Raw genomic sequence first — 17449 nt, forward strand, 5'->3', positions numbered from 1 at the left:
CGTCGGCGGGCGGAGGGCCGCGGCGGGCGCCGCCCCGCGATCCCTGGGAACCGCAGACGGAACCGGCCTTGCGCGTCTCCGCACGGCCGCGCGACGGACGATCCCCGCAGGCGGCCTCCGCCCCGCCTCCGATGCCCGTCTCGCCTTTGGCAACCGGACATCGAAAAAGGGAGCCCGGTTTCCCGGGCTCCCTTCAAGCTTCGAAAGCTACGAGCCGTGCGACGGTCCGCGCGCCTTAAGCCTTCTTGTGGTGCAGGTCATCCTCGCCCACGATCACGTGGTTCTCGGGATCGTAGACCAGTCCGCCGTGCTCTTTCCAGAAGAACATGAGCAGCGTCGGGGAGATGCCCTCGATGTTCGCCAGGTAGATGTGGATGAACATGAAGCAGATGAAGACGTACATCATGAAGTAGTGGATGATGCGCATCGACATGAGGCCGCCCACCAGATCGGTACCGGCCGCCATGAAGCCCCAGTTCATCGTGGGAGCCCACAGGCACAGGCCCGTGTAGAACATCACGATGATGAGGATGGGGATGGCCAGGTAGCTGATCTTCTGCGGAACGCCCAGCTTGGCGCCCAGCGGGTGGTCCTTCTTCAGGAACAGGTAGTACTTGATCCACGCGCCCAGCTGGTGGCGGTTGTCGGCCTGCGGCAGCCACGTCTTGTAGTCCGTGACCTGGAAGCGCGTGCCGCCGTCCGGCGAGGACTTCACGAAGAAGGCCATGATCAGACGGACGATGCAGTTCAGGAAGATGATGAAGCCGCAGAACACGTGCACGCCGCGGGCGATGCCCATGAATCCGCCCCAGAACGGGAAGTGGATGCTGAAGCCCGTGACGATCAGCAGGATCATGCAAACGAGGTTGATCCAGTGCGTGATGACGAAGGGCATCGGATGCGCTTCGCGATAGTGTGCCAAGTGCGCCATGTTACTTCACCCCCCAAGGACTCGTGACGGTCTCGAAGCTCTTGCCCGTCGCCGGTTCGGTGATGTGGACCGCGCAGGCCGTGCAGGGGTCGAAGCTGTGCACGGTGCGCAGGGCGTTGATGGGCTTCTCGATGTCGCCCACCGGGTTGCCGATGAGGGCCTGCTCCATCGGGCCGTGCTCGCCGCTGGCGTTCACCGGCGCGAGGTTCCACGTGGTCGGGATGATGATCTGGTAGCCCGTGATCTTGCCGTCCTTGACCTCTTCCGAGTGGTAGAGGGCGCCGCGGGGGGCCTCCCAGAAGCCCGTGCCGGAACCGGTGATGGTGGTGGGCTCGCGGAAGTAGTCGCTGTCGCCGCTCTTGACGGCCTCGCACAGCTCGGCGACCCAGTCCTTCATGAGGCCGGCGATGTAGAGCGTCTCGATCTGGCGGACGGCCGTGCGGCCGAGCGTGGATTGCGCCACGCCGATCTGGCCGGGGGCGCCCAGCGCGTCGAGCAAGCCGTTGACCTGCTCCACGATGAACGGCACGTTGCGCTTGTACGCCGCGAGAACGCGGGACAGGCCGCCGGCCTCGTAGGGCTTGCCGTCGTAGGCGGGGCACTTGACCCACGTGTAGCGGTCGTTCACGTCGTACTCGGTGTAGTCGGGCTCCGTGACGAAGTACGGGGAGGTGTAGGTCTCCTCGCCCTTGTACCAGGAGTGGCCCATGTACTCGGTGATGAGCTCTTCCTTGACGTCCGAGAGGTTGAGCTTGTCGTCGATGACGCCCATAGGCAGGTAGCGGTCGGCCAGCTCCATGCTCTCGTTTTCGAACACGCCCCAGGCCACGTAGCGGCCGCAGCCCTTGCCCCAGTTGAGCGCGTCGATGTAGTACGGCGCGATGGCCAGGGTGTCGGGGATCATCGTGGCCTCGACCCAGTTGTAGATCTCGTCGACGAGGTACTTGAGGTCGTCGAGCTTCTGGTCGGTGGGCACGAACGCCGTGCCGCCCGGGATGAGCGTCATGACGTGCGGCATCTTGCCGCCGATGATGGCGGACACCTGGGAGGCCTTGGCCTGCATCTGCAGCGCCTCCAGGTAGTGGGCCGTGCAGATGAGGTCGAGCTCGGGCGGGAGCTTGTAGCCCGTGCCGTCCTCCGCGTCGAACCAGTTGCCCGAAAAGATGGACAGCTGGCCGTTGTCGGCGAAGTTCGACAGGCGCTCCTGCAGGGCCACGAAGTCGCTGTTCGTAGAGGTGCCGGCAGCCTGGGCGAGGTCGTAGGCGTCCGCCGCGTCGGCCTTGAGGGCGTTGAGCGGGTTCACGTAGTCCAGAGCCGCCAGGTTGTAGAACCACAGGATATGGCTGTGGAGGAACTGGGCGCCTTCCAAGATGTTGCGGATGATGCGCGCGTTGTTCGAGATCTTGATGCCGTAGGCATGCTCGGCCGCGATGGCGGACGAGTGCGCGTGGGACACCGGGCACACGCCGCAGATGCGCTGCACGATCTGCGCGGCGTCTTCGGGCGTGCGGTTCTCAACGACCATTTCCATGCCGCGGAAGCAACCGCCGGACACCCAGGCGTCGGACACCTTGCCGTTGGTCACTTCCATCTCGACGCGGAGATGGCCCTCGATACGGGTGATCGGGTCGATAACTGAACGGGTCATGTAGGCTTACCTCCCTTCTTCTTCATCGGTTTCGACAGGCTTTGCCTGGCTGTTCTTGCTGCTCTTCTCGCACGCGGCCTTGGCTTCCTCGCGCGTGAGGTCGTACTTGCCGATGGACTTGTCGGGATGGTTCTTGTCCCAAGCGCGGACCTTCTCGAAGTCTGCGCCGCCGTCCATGCGACCGGACACCTTCATGCCGAAGCCGTGCACGACGAGCGCGGCGGCCAGGATGCCCGTGATGCCGAGCGCGATCGTGCCGGGCTGGACCATCCAATCGCCGATGCGCAGGTCGCGATGGCGCTTGTAGAACGGGGTGTTGACCTCGACCCAGTTGTGGCCGGGATCGTTCGGAGCCGCTTCGCAGCAGCCGATGCAGGGGGAACCCGCCTGCACGCACCAGCTGCGACGGTCGTTCCACAGCGTCACGCCGCAGTTGGACTTCGTCTGCGGTCCGCGGCAGCCCATGGGGTACAGGCAGTAGCCCTTGGCCTCTTCCTCGGAGCCGAACTGGTAGACGAACTCGCCGTTCTCGAAGTGGCCGCGACGCTCGCAGTTGTCGTGGATCGTCTGGTCGAAGATGCCGGAGGGCTTGTTCTCGCCGTTGAGCGCCGGCAGCTTCTCCAGCAGCACGACGTCCACGAGCACGGACACGAGCCACTCGGGGTTCGCGGGGCAGCCCGGGATGTTGATGACCGGCGTGTCGATGCCGGCCTTCTTCAGGAACGCCTGCACGCCCAGGGCGTCCGAGGAGTTCGGGTGGGCGCCCATCCAGCCGCCGTTGACGGCGCAGGAGCCCAGCGCGACGACCGCGTTGGCCTTCTCGGCAGCCTCGATCAGATGCTCCGTGCCGGGCTTGTCGGCCACGCGCAGCGCTTGGCCGCCCCAGCCTTCCAGCACGGCGCCTTCGTACACCAGGATGTAGTTCCCGGCCTCGATGGTCTGCTCCTTGGCTTCCTCCATCGACCAACCGGCCGCTGCGGACAGCGTCTCGGAATAGTTGAGCGAGATAAGCTCGAGCACGACGCTCGCGGGATCCGGCGTCTCGACCTGGGCGAACGACTCGGTACATCCCGTGCACGACGCGCCTTCGATCCAGATTACCGGGTACAGCTTCCCCTTCGTAGCGCCGATCACGGATTTCTCGAGGGCCTGCGCTATCTGCGGCGCGGCGAGCTGGGACAGCCCGGCAGCCGCGGCAACGGCGCCGCAAAGTTTCATGAAGCTGCGCCGCGTCACACCGCGGGCGGAAAGCATGTTCTGAAACTCTGAAACCGTGGCCTCTGTTTCCATGTGCACACCTCCTCAGGTGCTCTCGTCTGACATTGCACTATTTAGTATTCTCCCCGAGAAATGTTTTAAATTACGCAACGACTGCGCGAGCGCAACGATTGGCCCGCAAATGGTTCAAAAATGTTACGGATACTGTTTGTCGTAACATAATTTATGCAGGTTAATCATGCTTTTATGCAAAAACACGCATAAGAGAGCGCACCCCCTCGAATCATGCGCGATACAAGGCCGCTCATCGAAAAACAGGAGAATTGTAGGATTCCTGCATAAGAAGCGGCCCACCCCTCGGGCGACACCGCACGGAAGGATATCATAAGACGACGCGCCGCGCGACCCGGATATCCCGGACGCGCCCCCTGCGACCGCGCGTCCGCCGCTGCTCTGAGCAACCGGCGGCAACTGCACATCACGACCGAAGGGCACGTCCATGACCGCCACCGAACCCGTATTCGCCTACCTGGGCCCCGCCGGCACCTACACCGACGAGGCCGCCCGCGCCTTCGCCGCGCGCCTCGGCATCGACGAGCCGCAGCTTCTGGAATGCGCGTCGTTCGACGAGGTGTTCGACAGCGTCGACCGCGGCAAGTGCGAGTTCGGCGTCGTGGCCAAGGAGAACTCGCTCGAGGGGTCGGTCACGGCCACGCTCGACAACTTCGCGTTCAAGAGCCCGGCCACCATACTGGGCGAGCAGGTCGTCGACATCCACCACTGCCTGGTGCTGCACCCCGACGCCAAGCTGGAGGACGTCACCTGCGTGGCCTCGCACGCCCAGGGCCTCGCGCAGTGCCGTCGCTTCCTGGCCGAGCGCCTGCCGGGGCGCGCCACCGTCACCACGTCTTCCACGGCGGAAAGCGCGCGACTGGCTCTGGAGAACCCGCACGTCGCCGGCATCGCGAACGCGTTCGCCGCCGAGCTGTACGGGGCGCGCGTGGCGGAGCGCGACATCGAGGACCACTTCGGCAACCAGACGCTGTTCGCCCTCATCGGCCGCCAAGGGCACCCGCCCGTGTTCAGGGGGGACAAATACAAGACGTCGCTCGCGCTGTTCTTGCAGGTGGACCGGGCGGGCACGTTGAACATGATCCTCTCGGAGTTCGCCTACGCCGGCATCAACCTGTCCATGATCCAGTCGCGCCCCACGAAGCAGGCGCTCGGCGACTACATGTTCTTCATCGAGTTCAAGGAAGACGCCAACTCGCTGCCGGTGCAAACGGCCCTCAACTGCCTGCGCCTCAAGCTGCGCGAGGTGAAAGTGCTCGGCAGCTACCCTGTGGCGTGAACAAGCGTCGCGCTTTTAGAACGCGATGACGCCCAGGTGCTCTAGCAGGATCTTCGTGCCGATGAGAATGAGCACGACGCCGCCGACGACGGTGGCGGTCTTCTCGTAGCGGGCTCCGAAGCGGTGCCCCACGGCCACGCCCGCCAGCGACAAGACGAACGTCGTGACGCCGATGAGGGCGACGGACGACACGATGTCCACGCGCAGGAACGCGAACGTGATGCCCACGGCCAGCGCGTCGATGCTCGTGGCCACCGACAGCATCACCAGCTCGCGCAGGTCGAGCTTGCCGTCCGCCGGGCAGGACAGCTCCTCCTCGCCGCCGCGGAAGGCGTCCCACAGCATCTTGCCGCCGATGAACGCCAGCAAGACAAAGGCTATCCAGTGGTCAACCGGCGTGATGTACTGCTCGAACTGCGTTCCCAGCGCCCAGCCCGCAAGCGGCATGAGCGCCTGGAAGCCGCCGAAGAACAGGGCTATGACCACGCCTTGGCGCACGTCGAGGCGCTTCATGCACAGCCCTTTGCACACCGAAACGGCGAAGGCGTCCATGGACAGCCCCACCGCCACCAAGAACAGCTCCACGAATCCCACGATGACCCCCTCGTTCTCGTCCGGCCTCCCACGCCCGTCCTCTCATCCGGCCGTGGGCAAAAAAATACCGACGCGGGCGCGTCGGCTGCGAAAAAGCACGGTGCGACGCCTGCGCCACACCGCGAGTCTTGTCGTTTAAGGCTGGCCAGCTTCCTATGCGAAGCAGTATGTTGACCGGGCCGCGCCCGAAGGCGTCGACTACTCCCTCACGGGATTCGCGTATTCTATCACAGCGAAACGCTCAGGGAAGGAAAACGTCGCCCTCCCGTCGGAAAAAACCTTCCGACACGAGGTCCGCCGCGATCCCCTCGAACACGTCCGCGTCCACCCGGTCGCGGCCGCCGGCCAGCTCGAAGGCGTCCAGGCGCTCGGCCAGCTCGGCCGCGCCGATGCCGGGCGAGGCCAGCACGATGCGCACGAGCTCGGCGCGCTTCTGGCGCCGCGAGCCCTCGAACGCGCTCTGGCGCACGTAGTGGGCGCTGCGCCGCGAAGGATTGGCGACCTGCGTCTTCAGGTGCGCGCCGTAGTCGAGCAGCGCGTAGTACCACGCCCGCGCGTCGTCTTCGGGGCACGTGTCGGCCACGAGCGGCGCGAGCTCCTTGTCGCCCACCTTCTCGCGGTCGGGGAACAGCTCGTGCAGGAACACCGTGCGCACGTTCGTCTCGATGTAGACGGACGGGCGGTTGTAGGCGAACGCCATGACGCCGGCCGCCGTGGCCGGGCCGATGCCGGGCAGGCGCTGCAGCTCCTCGGCCGTGTCGGGCAACGCGCCCCCGCGCTCGGCCGCGCACGCGTCGGCCGTCCTTTTGAGGGCTATCGCGCGGCGGTTGTAGCCAAGACCCTGCCATTGGGCGAGCACGTCGGCCGTGTCGGCCGACGCGAGCGCGTCTATCGTGGGGAACAGCGCCATGAAGCGCTCCCAGAACCGCCCCACGCGCGCCACCTGCGTCTGCTGGAGCATGATCTCGGACACGAGCACGGCGTAGGGATCGTCGAGGCCGCGCCAGGGAAGGTCGCGGTAGAGCGCGGCGCCCTGCTCGCGCACGAGCGCGACGAACGCGTCGCGGTCGGGGTCGTCGCACGGCCACGCGGGCCGCGGCGCCTGCGTCAGCGGCATGAACCCTGGGCGCAGGAGGACGTGCGCATGGGGCAGGCGCTCGCCCGGACCCCCGACGAGGAGGCGGCGAGGGCGGCGTCCCCTCGCTCGCCAGTCGGAGCGTCGCCCGCATCCATGGCCTTCTCGATGGACGGATGGGTTCCGCCCTGCTCGAACAGGTCTTTGAGCGTGATGGACGCGAAGTAGCCGTTGAGCATGCGGTCGGCGCCCTGCCACACCTTGTTGTAGGCGCACTCCGGCTGCTTCTCGCAGTATTCGGGGTCCATGACGCACAGCGAGATGCTCACCGGCCCCTGGATGGCCTCCAGCACCTCCAGCAGCGTGACCTCGGCCGGGTCGCAGTTGAGAACGAGCCCGCCGTGCGCGCCGCGCACGGTTTTGATGAGCCCTCCCTTCACCAGGTCGTGCTGGATGCTGCGCGCGAACGCGTAGGGTATGTCCTCTTCTTCGGCTATGTCCGATACGGATACGTAGGCGTCGCCGCTCTTGTAAGCGGCCCTCAGAATGCGGCAGGCGTAATCGCAGCGTCGCGTGATATCCATGTGTTCTACTCCTCGGTTCCCTTCAGCAAATCGTCAAGATGGTCAAGCTCGCGCCTGAAGTCCTTCACGACGGCGTCCTCGAGAGCGCGGTACTCCTCCGAGTCCAGCGGCTGGTAAGCCGCCAGCTTGTCGAACAGGTTGTCTGCGGTGACGGGCAGGTAGCGCCGTGCCACCAGGCTTGCCTTGTACGCTTCCTCTATGGCTTCGCGGGCGGCCATGTATATGTCGTAGCGGGGCATGCCGGCCGAGTAGCGCACGAGGTCGACCCGGTTCACGCCGCGCAGCGACGGATGCTCGCGCGCGATCTCCATCCAAATGTCCACGCGCTCTTCCGGCGTGGGGTAGTCGATGTCCACGATGGACAGCGGCTCCAGCAGATCGTAGAAGAACGGGTCGATCTCCCCCGCTTCCGCCGCCGTGACCAGCACGAACACGTCGGGGTTCTCCACGGCCGAGCGGATGAGCCCCATGGCCTCGCGCGCGCCGCGCGACAGGCTGGAGAACATGAAGCCGCCGAACTCGTCGCCGACGTCGGACATGGGCGACGCCCACAGGTCCAGATCCTCCAGCATGAGCACGCCGGGGCCCTCGAAGGCGTTGCGCGCCGCGTTGAGCTGGGGCTGGTTGTCGGCCTGGGCCATGACGCAGAGCACCGGCATGCCCTGGAGGTTCTCCTCCATGCGCATGCGGATGGCCGGCATGTCCAGCTCGCCGAGCGTGGCCACCATGAAGCGGTTGGCGTCCTCGCGTGCGGGAGAGCGGAACATGATGGCGTCGGCAGCGGGCATGCGGTCAAGGCCGTGCCGCGCGTTGAGCAGCTCGACGAGGTTCTTGAACTGGGGGTCGTCCTGCATTCCCAGACCGAAGTCGCGCATGAGCGCCACGGTTTCGTTGTAGCCGACGATGTCGGCGTAGGAGATGCGCTCGAGCGCCGAGACGATCGCGTGAGCGTCGGCGTCCTCGCCCACCGCGTCCTCTGCCGACCGGATGGCGCGCGCGAGCGCCGAGGCATCCTCGGCCGGAGCGGCGCTCTTCTGGTCGCCCTTCGAGCCGCCGGCCTCGCGCCGCCACGAGGCGGCGCCCTTTTCGGCGTCCTCGGATTCGACGTCCGCCTCTTCAACCGGCGCATCCTCGTCGCGAATCTCCGCAGGCTCCGTCGGCTTCGGCGCGGGAGCCGCGTCGTCTTTCGGACGCGGGAGCGTGACGTGCTCCACCTTCATGAGCCGGGGCGCGTCGATGCCGAGGAAGTCCTGGGAGATCATGTCGGTCATGTCCTCCAGATCCTCGCGCGTCAAGCCGAACTCCTCCAGCTTGTCCAGCGCAAGGCGCTGCAGCTGCTCGGCGCAGGCGGCCACTTCGTCGGAGGCCAGGAAAGGCTCGAGCTTCTCGAAGATGTACTCGGCGAGCGAGCGCTCCTTCAGCTTGCAGGCGAGCGCCCAGGCTTGGCGCAGCCCGTCCACGGCCTCGTCGTCGGGGGCGTAGGCGTTGCGGGCGCCCTTCTCGAAAGCGGCAAGGTACAGGTGCATGCCCAGCACGGCGTCGCCCGCAGCGCAGGCAAGCGCGGCGCGGCGCAGGTAGTCGGCGGCGGAGCTGTTGTCGTATTCGTCGTTCTGGCTTGGCGAATTGTTCGCGTCAACGTTCTCGAACATGGGCCCCCCTCCTTCTCAGATATGTGAACGTCGCAGATGAATTGCGCAAATGTATATGGTCAAGTCACATTTTACCGGACTGCGCCGCAAGCGCATAGGGCGAAGCGCAAAAACCTCAAATCGTCACGTACCGGTAACAAAACGAATCGAAGGTAACGAACGGTCAACGCCCGCCGCATGGCAAATACCGCCGGAGCCGCCGCGCAGGGCGGGCAGCAGCCTGCCCCTACGTCAACAGGTGCCTTCCCCGGCGCAGCACCGACACCTCGCAAGAACCGTCAGCCCGCGTCAAAAACGCCGGGATGCGGGAAACCGACGGCCACAACTAGCAAGCGCGCCAGCGCGGCTGTCTTCCCCTCTCACCGCGAGACGCAAGGGCCTCTCCCCCAACTCCGTCCAGGGCGGACGGGGGCGGAGGCGCCCATAAAGCGAGTTCCGCACGAGCCGAAGCGTCCAGTGGACGCTTCGTGCGAGCAGGACTGCCCGAGCGACTGGGCGCCTCCGCCCCCGCCCGCCCGTCCCGCAGGTCAAAACAAGAGGCCCCTACCAGTCGAGCACCTTCCAGTGCTTCTCCCGCGCCGTGCGCGCAAGCGGCCGGTCGGGATCGACGGCGAAGGCGTGCTCGGCGGCCCCCAGCACCGCGCGGTCGGAGTGGTGGTCGCCGTAGGCGCTGCCCAGCACCCAGTTGCCCGCGCCGAAGCGCTCGTCGCCGAAGCGCTGCACGGCCGCGAGCTTCTCCTCGCCCTCCACGGGCCGGCCCTCCACATCGCGCGTGTACGTGCCGTCGGGCGCCTTGCGCATGCGCGTGGATATCTGGAACTCGAAGGGATGGTGCTCCATGGCGCGCAGGATTATGGGCTCGAACGTGGCCGAGATGACCACGACCACCTCGCCTGCGGCCACGTGGGCGCGCATGGCGGCGTCGGCGGCGGGACGGAACAGGAGCGCGATGCGCTCGTCGTAGAAGTCGGCCAGGAAGCGGTCGACCTCGTCGGCCGACCGGCCCTCGAACGCCGTGAACACCAGGCCGCGCACCTTGCTCTCGTTCTGCGGCAGGCGCAGCTTGTAGGCCGCCGCCCATAAAAGGATGCGGAAGATCACCCGCTTGCGCAGCATGCCCCGCTCCATGAGGTGCTGCACGAGCAGCACGGGCGAGTTGCCGTTTATGCTCGTCCCGTCGAAGTCGAACACCGCGAGCCGCACAGGCTCGTCGTCCGGCCGCTCCGCAGCGGGACCGGCGAACGGCACGCCGCCCTGTTGATCTTCCGCGATCTGCTCCCCCGGTCGGGACATAGGCCATCCTCGTCGTCGTGACGAGGTGCCCCGGATCGAAGGCCGGGGCGCGAGGGCCCGCGCGGCGGCGGGCCCTTCCCGCAAGTCGCGCTAGTCCTCGATCTCGTCGATTGTCTCAGCGAACTGTGAATTATACAGCTCCGAGTAAAAACCGCCAAGCTCGAGCAGTTCCTCGTGCGTGCCCTGCTCGACGATGTCGCCGTCGCGGATGACGAGGATGAGGTCGGCGCTCTTGATGGTGGAGAGCCTGTGCGCGATGACGAACGAGGTGCGCCCGGCCATGAGGTTGTCCATGGCCTTCTGGATGCGCTCCTCGGTGCGCGTGTCCACCGAGCTCGTGGCCTCGTCGAGGATGAGCATGCGGCGGTCGGCCAGGATGGCGCGCGCTATGGTGAGCAGCTGGCGCTGGCCCTGGCTGATGTTGCTGGCGTCCTCGTTGATCTCGGTGTCGAAGCCCTGCGGCAGCGTGCAGATGAAGTGGTAGACGTAGGCCGCCTTCGCCGCAGCCTCCACCTCCTCGTCGGTGGCGTCGAGCTTGCCGTAGCGGATGTTGTCGCGGATGGTGCCGTGGAACAGCCACGTGTCCTGCAGCACCATGCCGAACATGCTGCGCACGTCGTCGCGCGCGAACTCCCGCACGTCGTGGCCGCCGATGCGGATGGATCCCGACTGCACGTCGTAGAAGCGCATGAGCAGCTTCACCATGGTGGTCTTGCCGGCTCCCGTGGGGCCCACGAGGGCCACGGTCTGGCCTTCGGACACCTTGGCCGAGAAGTCCTTGATGACGGGCTTTTCGGGGTCGTAGCCGAAGTGCACGTGGTCGAACTCGACGTTGCACTCCACCTCGTCCGACCTCACCTTCACCTGTTCGGGCTCCTCCTCGGGCTCGCCGAGGAACTCGAAGATGCGCTCGGCGGCGGCGGCCATCTGCTGCAGCACGTTGGACACCTGCGTGAGCTGCGTGATGGGCTGCGTGAAGTTCTTCACGTACTGGATGAACGCCTGGATGTCGCCCACCGTGATGGCGCCCTGCACGGCCAGGAAGCTGCCCGTGATGGCCACGGCCACATAGCCGAGGTTGCCCACGAAGTTCATGATGGGCTGCATGAGGCCGCTGATGAACTGCGACTTCCATGCGGAGTTGTACAGCCGCCCGTTCGTCTCGTTGAAGTTGTCGACCGTGCCGTCCTCGCGGTTGAACGCCTTGACGATGGCGTGGCCCGAGAACGTCTCCTCCACGATGCCGTTGATCTCGCCCAAGGTGTTCTGCTGCGCCATGAAGAACTTCTGCGAGCGCTTCACCACCACGAGTATCAGCACGATGGAGATGGGCAGGATGACCACGGTGACCAGCGTCATGAGCGGGTTGATGGACAGCATCATGACCAGCACGCCGATGATGGTGGTGATGGACGTGATGAGCTGCGTCACGCCCTGGTTCAGGCTCTGGCCGAGCGTGTCCACGTCGTTGGTGATGCGCGAGAGCACGTCGCCGGTGGAGGTGCGCTCGAAGTAGCCCATGGGCATGCGGTCGATCTTCGACGCGATGTCGCGGCGCAGCTGGTAGCACGTGCGCTGCGAGATGGAGCTCATGATCCAGCCCTGCACGAACGAGCAGGCGGCGGAGAGCAGGTACAGCCCCAGCGTGAACAGCAGGATGTGCGCGATGGCGTCGAAGTCGATGCCGCCCGAGCCGTCGATCTTGGCCACGATGCCGTTGAACAGCTCGGTCGTGGCCGTGGAGAGCACCTTGGGGCCCACGATGTTGAAGATGGTGGAGCCGATGGCGAACGCGAGCACCACGACGAGCGCCACCTTGAAGCGGCCCATGAAGGCGATCATCTTCTTGAGGGTGCCCTTGAAGTCCTTGGGCTTCTCGCCGGGCATCATGCCATGGCCGGGACCGTGCCCGCCCATGGGGCCGCGGCGCGGGCGATGCGTCTTTGCGTTCTCTTGCGCGCTCATGCCGCATCACCCCCCGTCAGCTCTTCTTCCGACAACTGGGACATCGCGATCTCCCGGTACTCCTCGCAGGTTTGCATGAGCTCGTCGTGCGTTCCCTGGCCCACGATGCGGCCGTCGTCGAGCACGACGATCTTGTCGGCGTGCAGGATGGTGGAGATGCGCTGGGCCACGATGACCACCGTCTTGTCGGACAGGCGCGTGTGCAGCTCCTGGCGCAGCGCGGCGTCGGTCTTGTAGTCGAGCGCCGAGAAGCTGTCGTCGAACAGGTACGCGCGCGCCTCCGTGGCCAGCGCGCGGGCGATGGCCAGGCGCTGGCGCTGGCCGCCCGAGACGTTCGTTCCGCCCTGCGACACGTCCGTGTCCAAGCCTTCCTCCTTCGAGGCGACGAAGTCCGCCGCCTGGGCGATGTCGATCGCCTGGTCCACGCGTTCTTGCGGCATGTCCTCGTCGGAGTAGGCGACGTTCGACTCGATGGTGCCGGAGAACAAAAACGCCTTCTGCGGCACGTAGCCCAGCTGGGCGCGCAGCGCGCGCTGGCTCACGTCGCGGATGTCCACGCCGTCGACGGTGATGGAGCCCTCCGTGACGTCGTAGAAGCGCTCGATGAGCTTGATGACGGTGGACTTGCCCGAGCCGGTGGAGCCGATGAGCGCCGTGGTCTTGCCGGGCTCGGCCGTGAAGTTCAGGTCCTCGAGCACGCACTCCTTCGAGTCGCCGTACTTGAAGCTCACGCCGTCGAACGCGATGGTCGCGCCGCCCGCGCGGTCGGCGAGCGCCGCGTCGCGGGCGCGGGACGGATCGGGATCGCAGATGGTGGGCTCGGTCTCCAGCACCTCGTTCACGCGCTGGGCCGCCACGTCGGCGCGCGGCAGCATGATGGATATCATGCCTATCATGAGGAAGCTCATGATGATGACCATGGCGTACGTGATGAACGCGATGAGGTCGCCCGTCTGGATGGTGCCGTTGTCGATGTAGGAGCCGCCCACCCACACGATGAGCACGCTCACGCCGTTCATGACCAGCATCATGAGCGGCATCATGAACGTCATGACGCGGTTCGTGAACAGCTGGGTCTTCATGAGGTGCAGGTTGGCGGCGTCGAAGCGCTCCTCCTCGTAGGGCTGGCGGTCGAACGCGCGGATGACGGGCAGGCCGGTGAGTATCTCGCGCGACACCAGGTTCACGCGGTCGATGAGCTTCTGCACGATCTTGAACTTGGGCATGGCCACCTTCATGAGCACCATGATGAGCACGAAGATGACGGCCACGGCAAGCACGATGATCCAGCTCATAGCCAGGTTCGTGCGCGAAACCATGATGATGCCGCCGATGGCCAGGATGGGAGCGTACAGCACCATGCGCAGCAGCATGACGGTGACCATCTGCACGAGCTGGATGTCGTTCGTTCCGCGCGTGATGAGCGAGGCGGCCGAGAAGCTCTGCACCTCGGCGTCGGAGAACGACACGACGCGGCGGAACAGCTTGCCGCGCAGCGTGGCGCCCACCTTGGCGGCCGTGCGCGAGGCGATGAAGCCCACGCCGATGGCCACCACCATGCCGAGCGCGGCCAGCCCGAGCATGATGAGCCCGATGCGCACGAGGTAGTTCATCTGCAGGTCGGACAGGTTGTAGCCGAGGGATTCATACTCCTGCTTGGCGGCGGCGATGGCCTGCTGGTCGACGATGGAGTCGCCCATGTCGCCCATCTTCTCCTTGGCCTGGTCCAGCATGTCGAGTATCTGGTCCTTCGTCACCACGCCCGCTTGGTAAGCCTGCATGACCTGGTCGAGGTCGAGATCGGGGATCTGCTGGGAGTAGTGGATGGCCACTAGCGGCATGGCCACCATGCGGTCGAGCTCGTCGATCTCCTTCTTGCCCTCGTCGTCGAGCTTGTACGTGCCGTCGCCGGTCTCGGTGTAGGCGTCGCGGAACGTCTGCTCGTCCTGCTCGGGCAGCATCATGGCCACGAGGTCGTGGGTCTTCGCGGTCATCTCGTCGGTGGCCGCGTGCTCCACGCCCGATTGCTGGATGCCCACGTCGACGATCTTCGACGTGTAGTTCGGCAGCGACAGGTCGGTGAACGCCTGCACGATGAGCAGGCACACGATGAGCAGCACCGCGATCTTGGAGTTCTTGAGATAACGGACTATGCGCACGGGGCATCTTCTCCTTCGATGGCGCGCGAGGCAGAGGCGTCCGCGCCCGTGTGCTCACGCGCTGCGGAATCCTCTCCGACGCCGGAAAGCTCGTAGGCGGCGGCGTCCTCGGGGTTGCAGGGGCACGAGGGCGCCGCCGCGCTTGCGTCCGCCCGATCGTGGAACTCGACGACCCGCTTCAGAATACGCACGAGATGCGCCATGTCCTCCTCGCCGACGTACGCCATGACCTGCTCCATATGCTCGTTGTGCAGGCGGCGGCCCTCGGAGGCGAATTGCCGGCCCTCGTCGGTGAGGCTCACCGTGACGGCCCGGTAGTCGTCGCTCGTGCGGTGCCGCTCGATCAGACCCTTCTCTTCGAGCGCCTTGAGCGTCTGCGACAGCGCGCTCGGCGTGGTGTGCGATATCTCCGCCACGCGGCCCGGACGTATGGGCTCGCCGCTTGCCTCCAGCTTGTCCACCGCCATCATGGTGCGCGCCTCGGTCGGCGTCACGCCCTGCGGCGTGGGCGGCATGATGCGGTCGTGGCGCATGCGCTGCGTGAGCTCGTACAGCTCGCGCTTCATATCCGCGAACGAATCGTCCATGGCTCTCCTTCCCTGCCCTTCGATTCCCGGCCTTACAATTTAGCTGCTAAACTATATCACTTCGTAATTTTTGTGCAATGAAAATTTTAAGAACCTGTGAACGTCTTTCATAGAACGACCATGCGGTCGCAGGATCGTCGTGCGGCGAGGGGACGACTCGGCACCGCACGGCACGTCGCCGCAGGCGCATCGGAGCCCGACGATGCGTTCGCCCTACTCGGCGGAGACGCGCACCTTGCGGCCCGCCTGGCGCCCGCAGACCGGCCGCCAGGCACGCGCCCCCGACCCCGCGCGCAAGGCGCGGGCCGCCGCAAGCCTCCCGGGCGAAACGGCGTCTCGCACGCGTCTTTCGCCCTTCGTTGATCGAAAGGCGAATTTTTTTGAAAATAGGGTATTGCGTCGGCTTGAACTTCCCGGTAGAATAACCGTCGCTGCTTCAAGCACGGGGTGTTAGCTCAGTTGGTTAGAGCGCCGGCCTGTCACGTCGGAGGTCGCGAGTTCAAGTCTCGTACATCCCGCCATTAAAACTAAACGGCCGCCGGGTTCGCCCGGCGGCCGTTTTTGCATTGTCATCTTCGGGCATCCCGGCGGACGCCCTCCCGTCATCCCGGACTTATAACCCTCATCCCGTCCTCTCGGAACCCGCAAACTCCTTTGATTCTTGCAGGCGTCGACGATCCCGAGTGCGAATTGCAAGCGAAATGCGCGCGGCTTCGACAAGTGCGTCTCGAATGCCGATTTCCGAGCAGAATTGACGGTAGAAAACGGATTTCGAGCCTCCGAGCACTTCTGGAGAATGGTTTTGGAGGCGATTCGAAAAACACGGGAATCACGACCTGGGAAAACGCGCTCCATCCCGCTGGGAACCAAGGCGGGGCGCGTTCCCTACCGTCATTTCTGCTCGGAAAACCAACCCTCGCTTGCATTGGACGGGAAGGGCATCGAGCCGACCGAAGCCGCCAAGCCGCCCCTGGCTACGTCCGATTCGGACTCGTTCTTAGCCGCCTCGTCGCACGGCGCGCGTTCCGCCCTACGCCAGCCGCTCGCCCGCGTGCTCGCCGGGAGTGACCGAATAGACTTCCTCCACATGGATGTAGCACACGCCCTTGCTGGTGAAGTCGTAGCCCATGGAGCTCAATATCTCCTTCACCTGCGCGGCCACGGCCTCGTAGCGCGGGCCCTCGTCCTCGTACGTCGCGCTCCCCTTCACCTGGAAGCCGCCTTCGTCGTCCCAAACGGAGAGGGCGACGTGCGGGTTCTGGCGCAGGTTGGCCAGGCTCTTGCCCATGTACTGGTCGGAAACCATGACCGTCTCGTCGTCGATCACCTGCTTCATGCTCACCGGCACCACGTTGGGCACGCCTTCGGCGCAGGTGGAGAACGCCGCCGCGTACGCGTTGTTGATCATGTCCTGACAGGCTTGCGGCATCTTAGCCATGGCAAGCGCCCCTTTCCGCTCGCTTTCTTCCGGCCAAGCGGAGCGCAAGCGAGGCCCCTCGGCCCCGTCGGCTCCACCGCCGGCCCTCACGTTGCCCTTGCAGCTTACTCCCCTGCAGGCGCTTCGACAACAACCTCCGTGCAAACGAGCGGCACGGGGTTCTTCAGGCAGTCGCCCACGGGGCAGCGCTCTGCAGCCAGCGCCGCCAGCTTGCGCGCGGCGTCCTCGTCGCCGCACATCAGGCGCACCTTGCAGCGCACCTCCTGCAACCCGTTGCGGATGTCGGGGTTGCCCATGAAGCCCTCGGGGTCGATGTCGCCCTCCAGCTCCATGCTGACTCCTTCCAAGGGGATCTGCTGCGCACGGGCGAATATCATGGACGCGATGGACTGGCACGCCCCGAGCGAGCAGAGCAGGCCCTCCACGGGGTTCATGCCCGCGTTCGTGCCGCCCATGTCCTCGGGCTCGTCGAACGTGATCTCGAACCCCCGGCAGTGGGCCCTGACCTGCAGGCCCTCGCCCGTGCTCGAAACTTCGATGCAGCTGGTGCTTTTCATGCTTCCTCCTTCGCTCTCCTACGCGACCTCGTACACGACCACGCTGGGATCGGCGTCCCACGTGGGCTTCAAGCCGGCGACCACGTCGTCGGCGAACAGCCGGCTGCCCAAGTAGGCCCGGGCGTTCTCCACGCTGTCGAAGCCGTGCAGCACCTGCACGTCCTCGGGGCGGACGAGCAGCCCCTTGGTAAGCGCGCCGGGGACGGTGTCCAGGAACGGCTGGCGGTACGCGGCGTACACCTGGGCGGCCGCAGGGCGGTTCTCGTCGGATATCTTCATGGTGATCTCAAGGTAGGCTTTCGCTTCCATGGTCGGTCCTTTCACTCGATGGCTTCGATACGGCTGAACTTGCGCGCCAAGTCGCCCTCAAGATACGACGCCGGCTCAAGAATCGGAAGTG

At 65.5% G+C, this 17449-nt stretch carries 15 protein-coding genes and 1 tRNA gene; 2 read left to right on the forward strand and 14 right to left on the reverse strand.

Annotated elements, in window-relative coordinates; all coding sequences use genetic code 11:
* Window positions 1–235 precede the first annotated feature (235 nt).
* The 3 genes from C1878_RS12295 to C1878_RS12305 are packed head-to-tail and all read right to left on the reverse strand — an operon-like array spanning window position 236 to window position 3869.
* Entirely contained in the window at window positions 236–931 is a 696-nt protein-coding gene (locus C1878_RS12295) for a cytochrome b/b6 domain-containing protein (protein WP_114601917.1), read from the reverse strand.
* A 1-nt stretch (window position 932) separates the two neighbouring features.
* Window positions 933–2579 carry a nickel-dependent hydrogenase large subunit gene (locus C1878_RS12300; protein ID WP_114601918.1) on the reverse strand — a complete coding sequence of 549 codons (1647 nt, stop codon included), beginning with the start codon at window positions 2577–2579 and terminating at the stop codon, window positions 933–935.
* Between the two features lie 6 nt (window positions 2580–2585).
* Complete coding sequence (locus C1878_RS12305) at window positions 2586–3869, reverse strand: hydrogenase small subunit (RefSeq protein WP_114601919.1); 1284 nt, start codon at window positions 3867–3869, stop codon at window positions 2586–2588.
* A 427-nt stretch (window positions 3870–4296) separates the two neighbouring features.
* Between C1878_RS12305 and pheA the strand changes: the two genes are divergently transcribed.
* Window positions 4297–5148: a prephenate dehydratase gene (pheA, locus tag C1878_RS12310; protein WP_114601920.1), complete on the forward strand. Its 852-nt coding sequence runs from the start codon at window positions 4297–4299 to the stop codon at window positions 5146–5148.
* Window positions 5149–5163: 15 nt separating this feature from the next.
* Here pheA and C1878_RS12315 read toward each other — a convergent pair whose 3' ends face one another.
* From C1878_RS12315 to C1878_RS12355, 8 genes are all read right to left on the reverse strand, one after another.
* Window positions 5164–5742 carry a manganese efflux pump MntP family protein gene (locus tag C1878_RS12315; protein WP_114601921.1) on the reverse strand — a complete coding sequence of 193 codons (579 nt, stop codon included), beginning with the start codon at window positions 5740–5742 and terminating at the stop codon, window positions 5164–5166.
* A gap of 241 nt (window positions 5743–5983) precedes the next feature.
* On the reverse strand, window positions 5984–6859 hold the full coding sequence (locus C1878_RS12320; protein WP_114601922.1) for an adenine glycosylase: 876 nt from the start codon (window positions 6857–6859) through the stop codon (window positions 5984–5986).
* The gene (locus C1878_RS12325) at window positions 6850–7401 is read right to left on the reverse strand and encodes an Rrf2 family transcriptional regulator (RefSeq protein WP_114601923.1); all 552 of its coding nucleotides are present in this window, start codon (window positions 7399–7401) and stop codon (window positions 6850–6852) included. The genes C1878_RS12320 and C1878_RS12325 overlap by 10 nt, the downstream gene beginning before the upstream one ends.
* 5 nt (window positions 7402–7406) lie before the next feature.
* Entirely contained in the window at window positions 7407–9050 is a 1644-nt protein-coding gene (locus C1878_RS12330) for a ribonucleotide reductase subunit alpha (RefSeq protein WP_114601924.1), read from the reverse strand.
* Between the two features lie 543 nt (window positions 9051–9593).
* Window positions 9594–10343 (reverse strand): HAD family phosphatase, encoded by a 750-nt coding sequence (locus C1878_RS12340; protein WP_114601925.1) that lies wholly within the window; start codon window positions 10341–10343, stop codon window positions 9594–9596.
* Window positions 10344–10433: 90 nt separating this feature from the next.
* Window positions 10434–12308, reverse strand: coding sequence for an ABC transporter ATP-binding protein (locus tag C1878_RS12345; protein ID WP_114601926.1), 1875 nt, complete (start codon window positions 12306–12308; stop codon window positions 10434–10436).
* Window positions 12305–14467 (reverse strand): ABC transporter ATP-binding protein, encoded by a 2163-nt coding sequence (locus C1878_RS12350; RefSeq protein WP_114601927.1) that lies wholly within the window; start codon window positions 14465–14467, stop codon window positions 12305–12307. Before C1878_RS12350 ends, C1878_RS12345 begins: the two co-directional genes overlap by 4 nt.
* Window positions 14458–15054, reverse strand: coding sequence for a MarR family winged helix-turn-helix transcriptional regulator (locus C1878_RS12355; protein WP_114601928.1), 597 nt, complete (start codon window positions 15052–15054; stop codon window positions 14458–14460). The genes C1878_RS12350 and C1878_RS12355 overlap by 10 nt, the downstream gene beginning before the upstream one ends.
* A 444-nt stretch (window positions 15055–15498) precedes the next feature.
* Here C1878_RS12355 and C1878_RS12360 point away from each other — a divergent pair.
* Window positions 15499–15575: transfer RNA gene (locus C1878_RS12360), tRNA-Asp, on the forward strand.
* Between the two features lie 509 nt (window positions 15576–16084).
* Here the strand turns inward: C1878_RS12360 and C1878_RS12365 are convergent.
* The 3 genes from C1878_RS12365 to C1878_RS12375 form a co-directional block, all read right to left on the reverse strand.
* Window positions 16085–16492 (reverse strand): pyridoxamine 5'-phosphate oxidase family protein, encoded by a 408-nt coding sequence (locus tag C1878_RS12365; protein WP_114601929.1) that lies wholly within the window; start codon window positions 16490–16492, stop codon window positions 16085–16087.
* 104 nt (window positions 16493–16596) lie between these two features.
* Window positions 16597–17049, reverse strand: coding sequence for an OsmC family protein (locus C1878_RS12370; RefSeq protein ID WP_114601930.1), 453 nt, complete (start codon window positions 17047–17049; stop codon window positions 16597–16599).
* Between the two features lie 18 nt (window positions 17050–17067).
* Window positions 17068–17358, reverse strand: a complete 291-nt coding sequence (locus tag C1878_RS12375) for a hypothetical protein (protein ID WP_114601931.1) — start codon at window positions 17356–17358, stop codon at window positions 17068–17070.
* Window positions 17359–17449 lie beyond the last annotated feature (91 nt).

Source organism: Gordonibacter sp. 28C, from assembly GCF_003339845.1.
Classification (GTDB): Bacteria; Actinomycetota; Coriobacteriia; order Coriobacteriales; family Eggerthellaceae; genus Gordonibacter.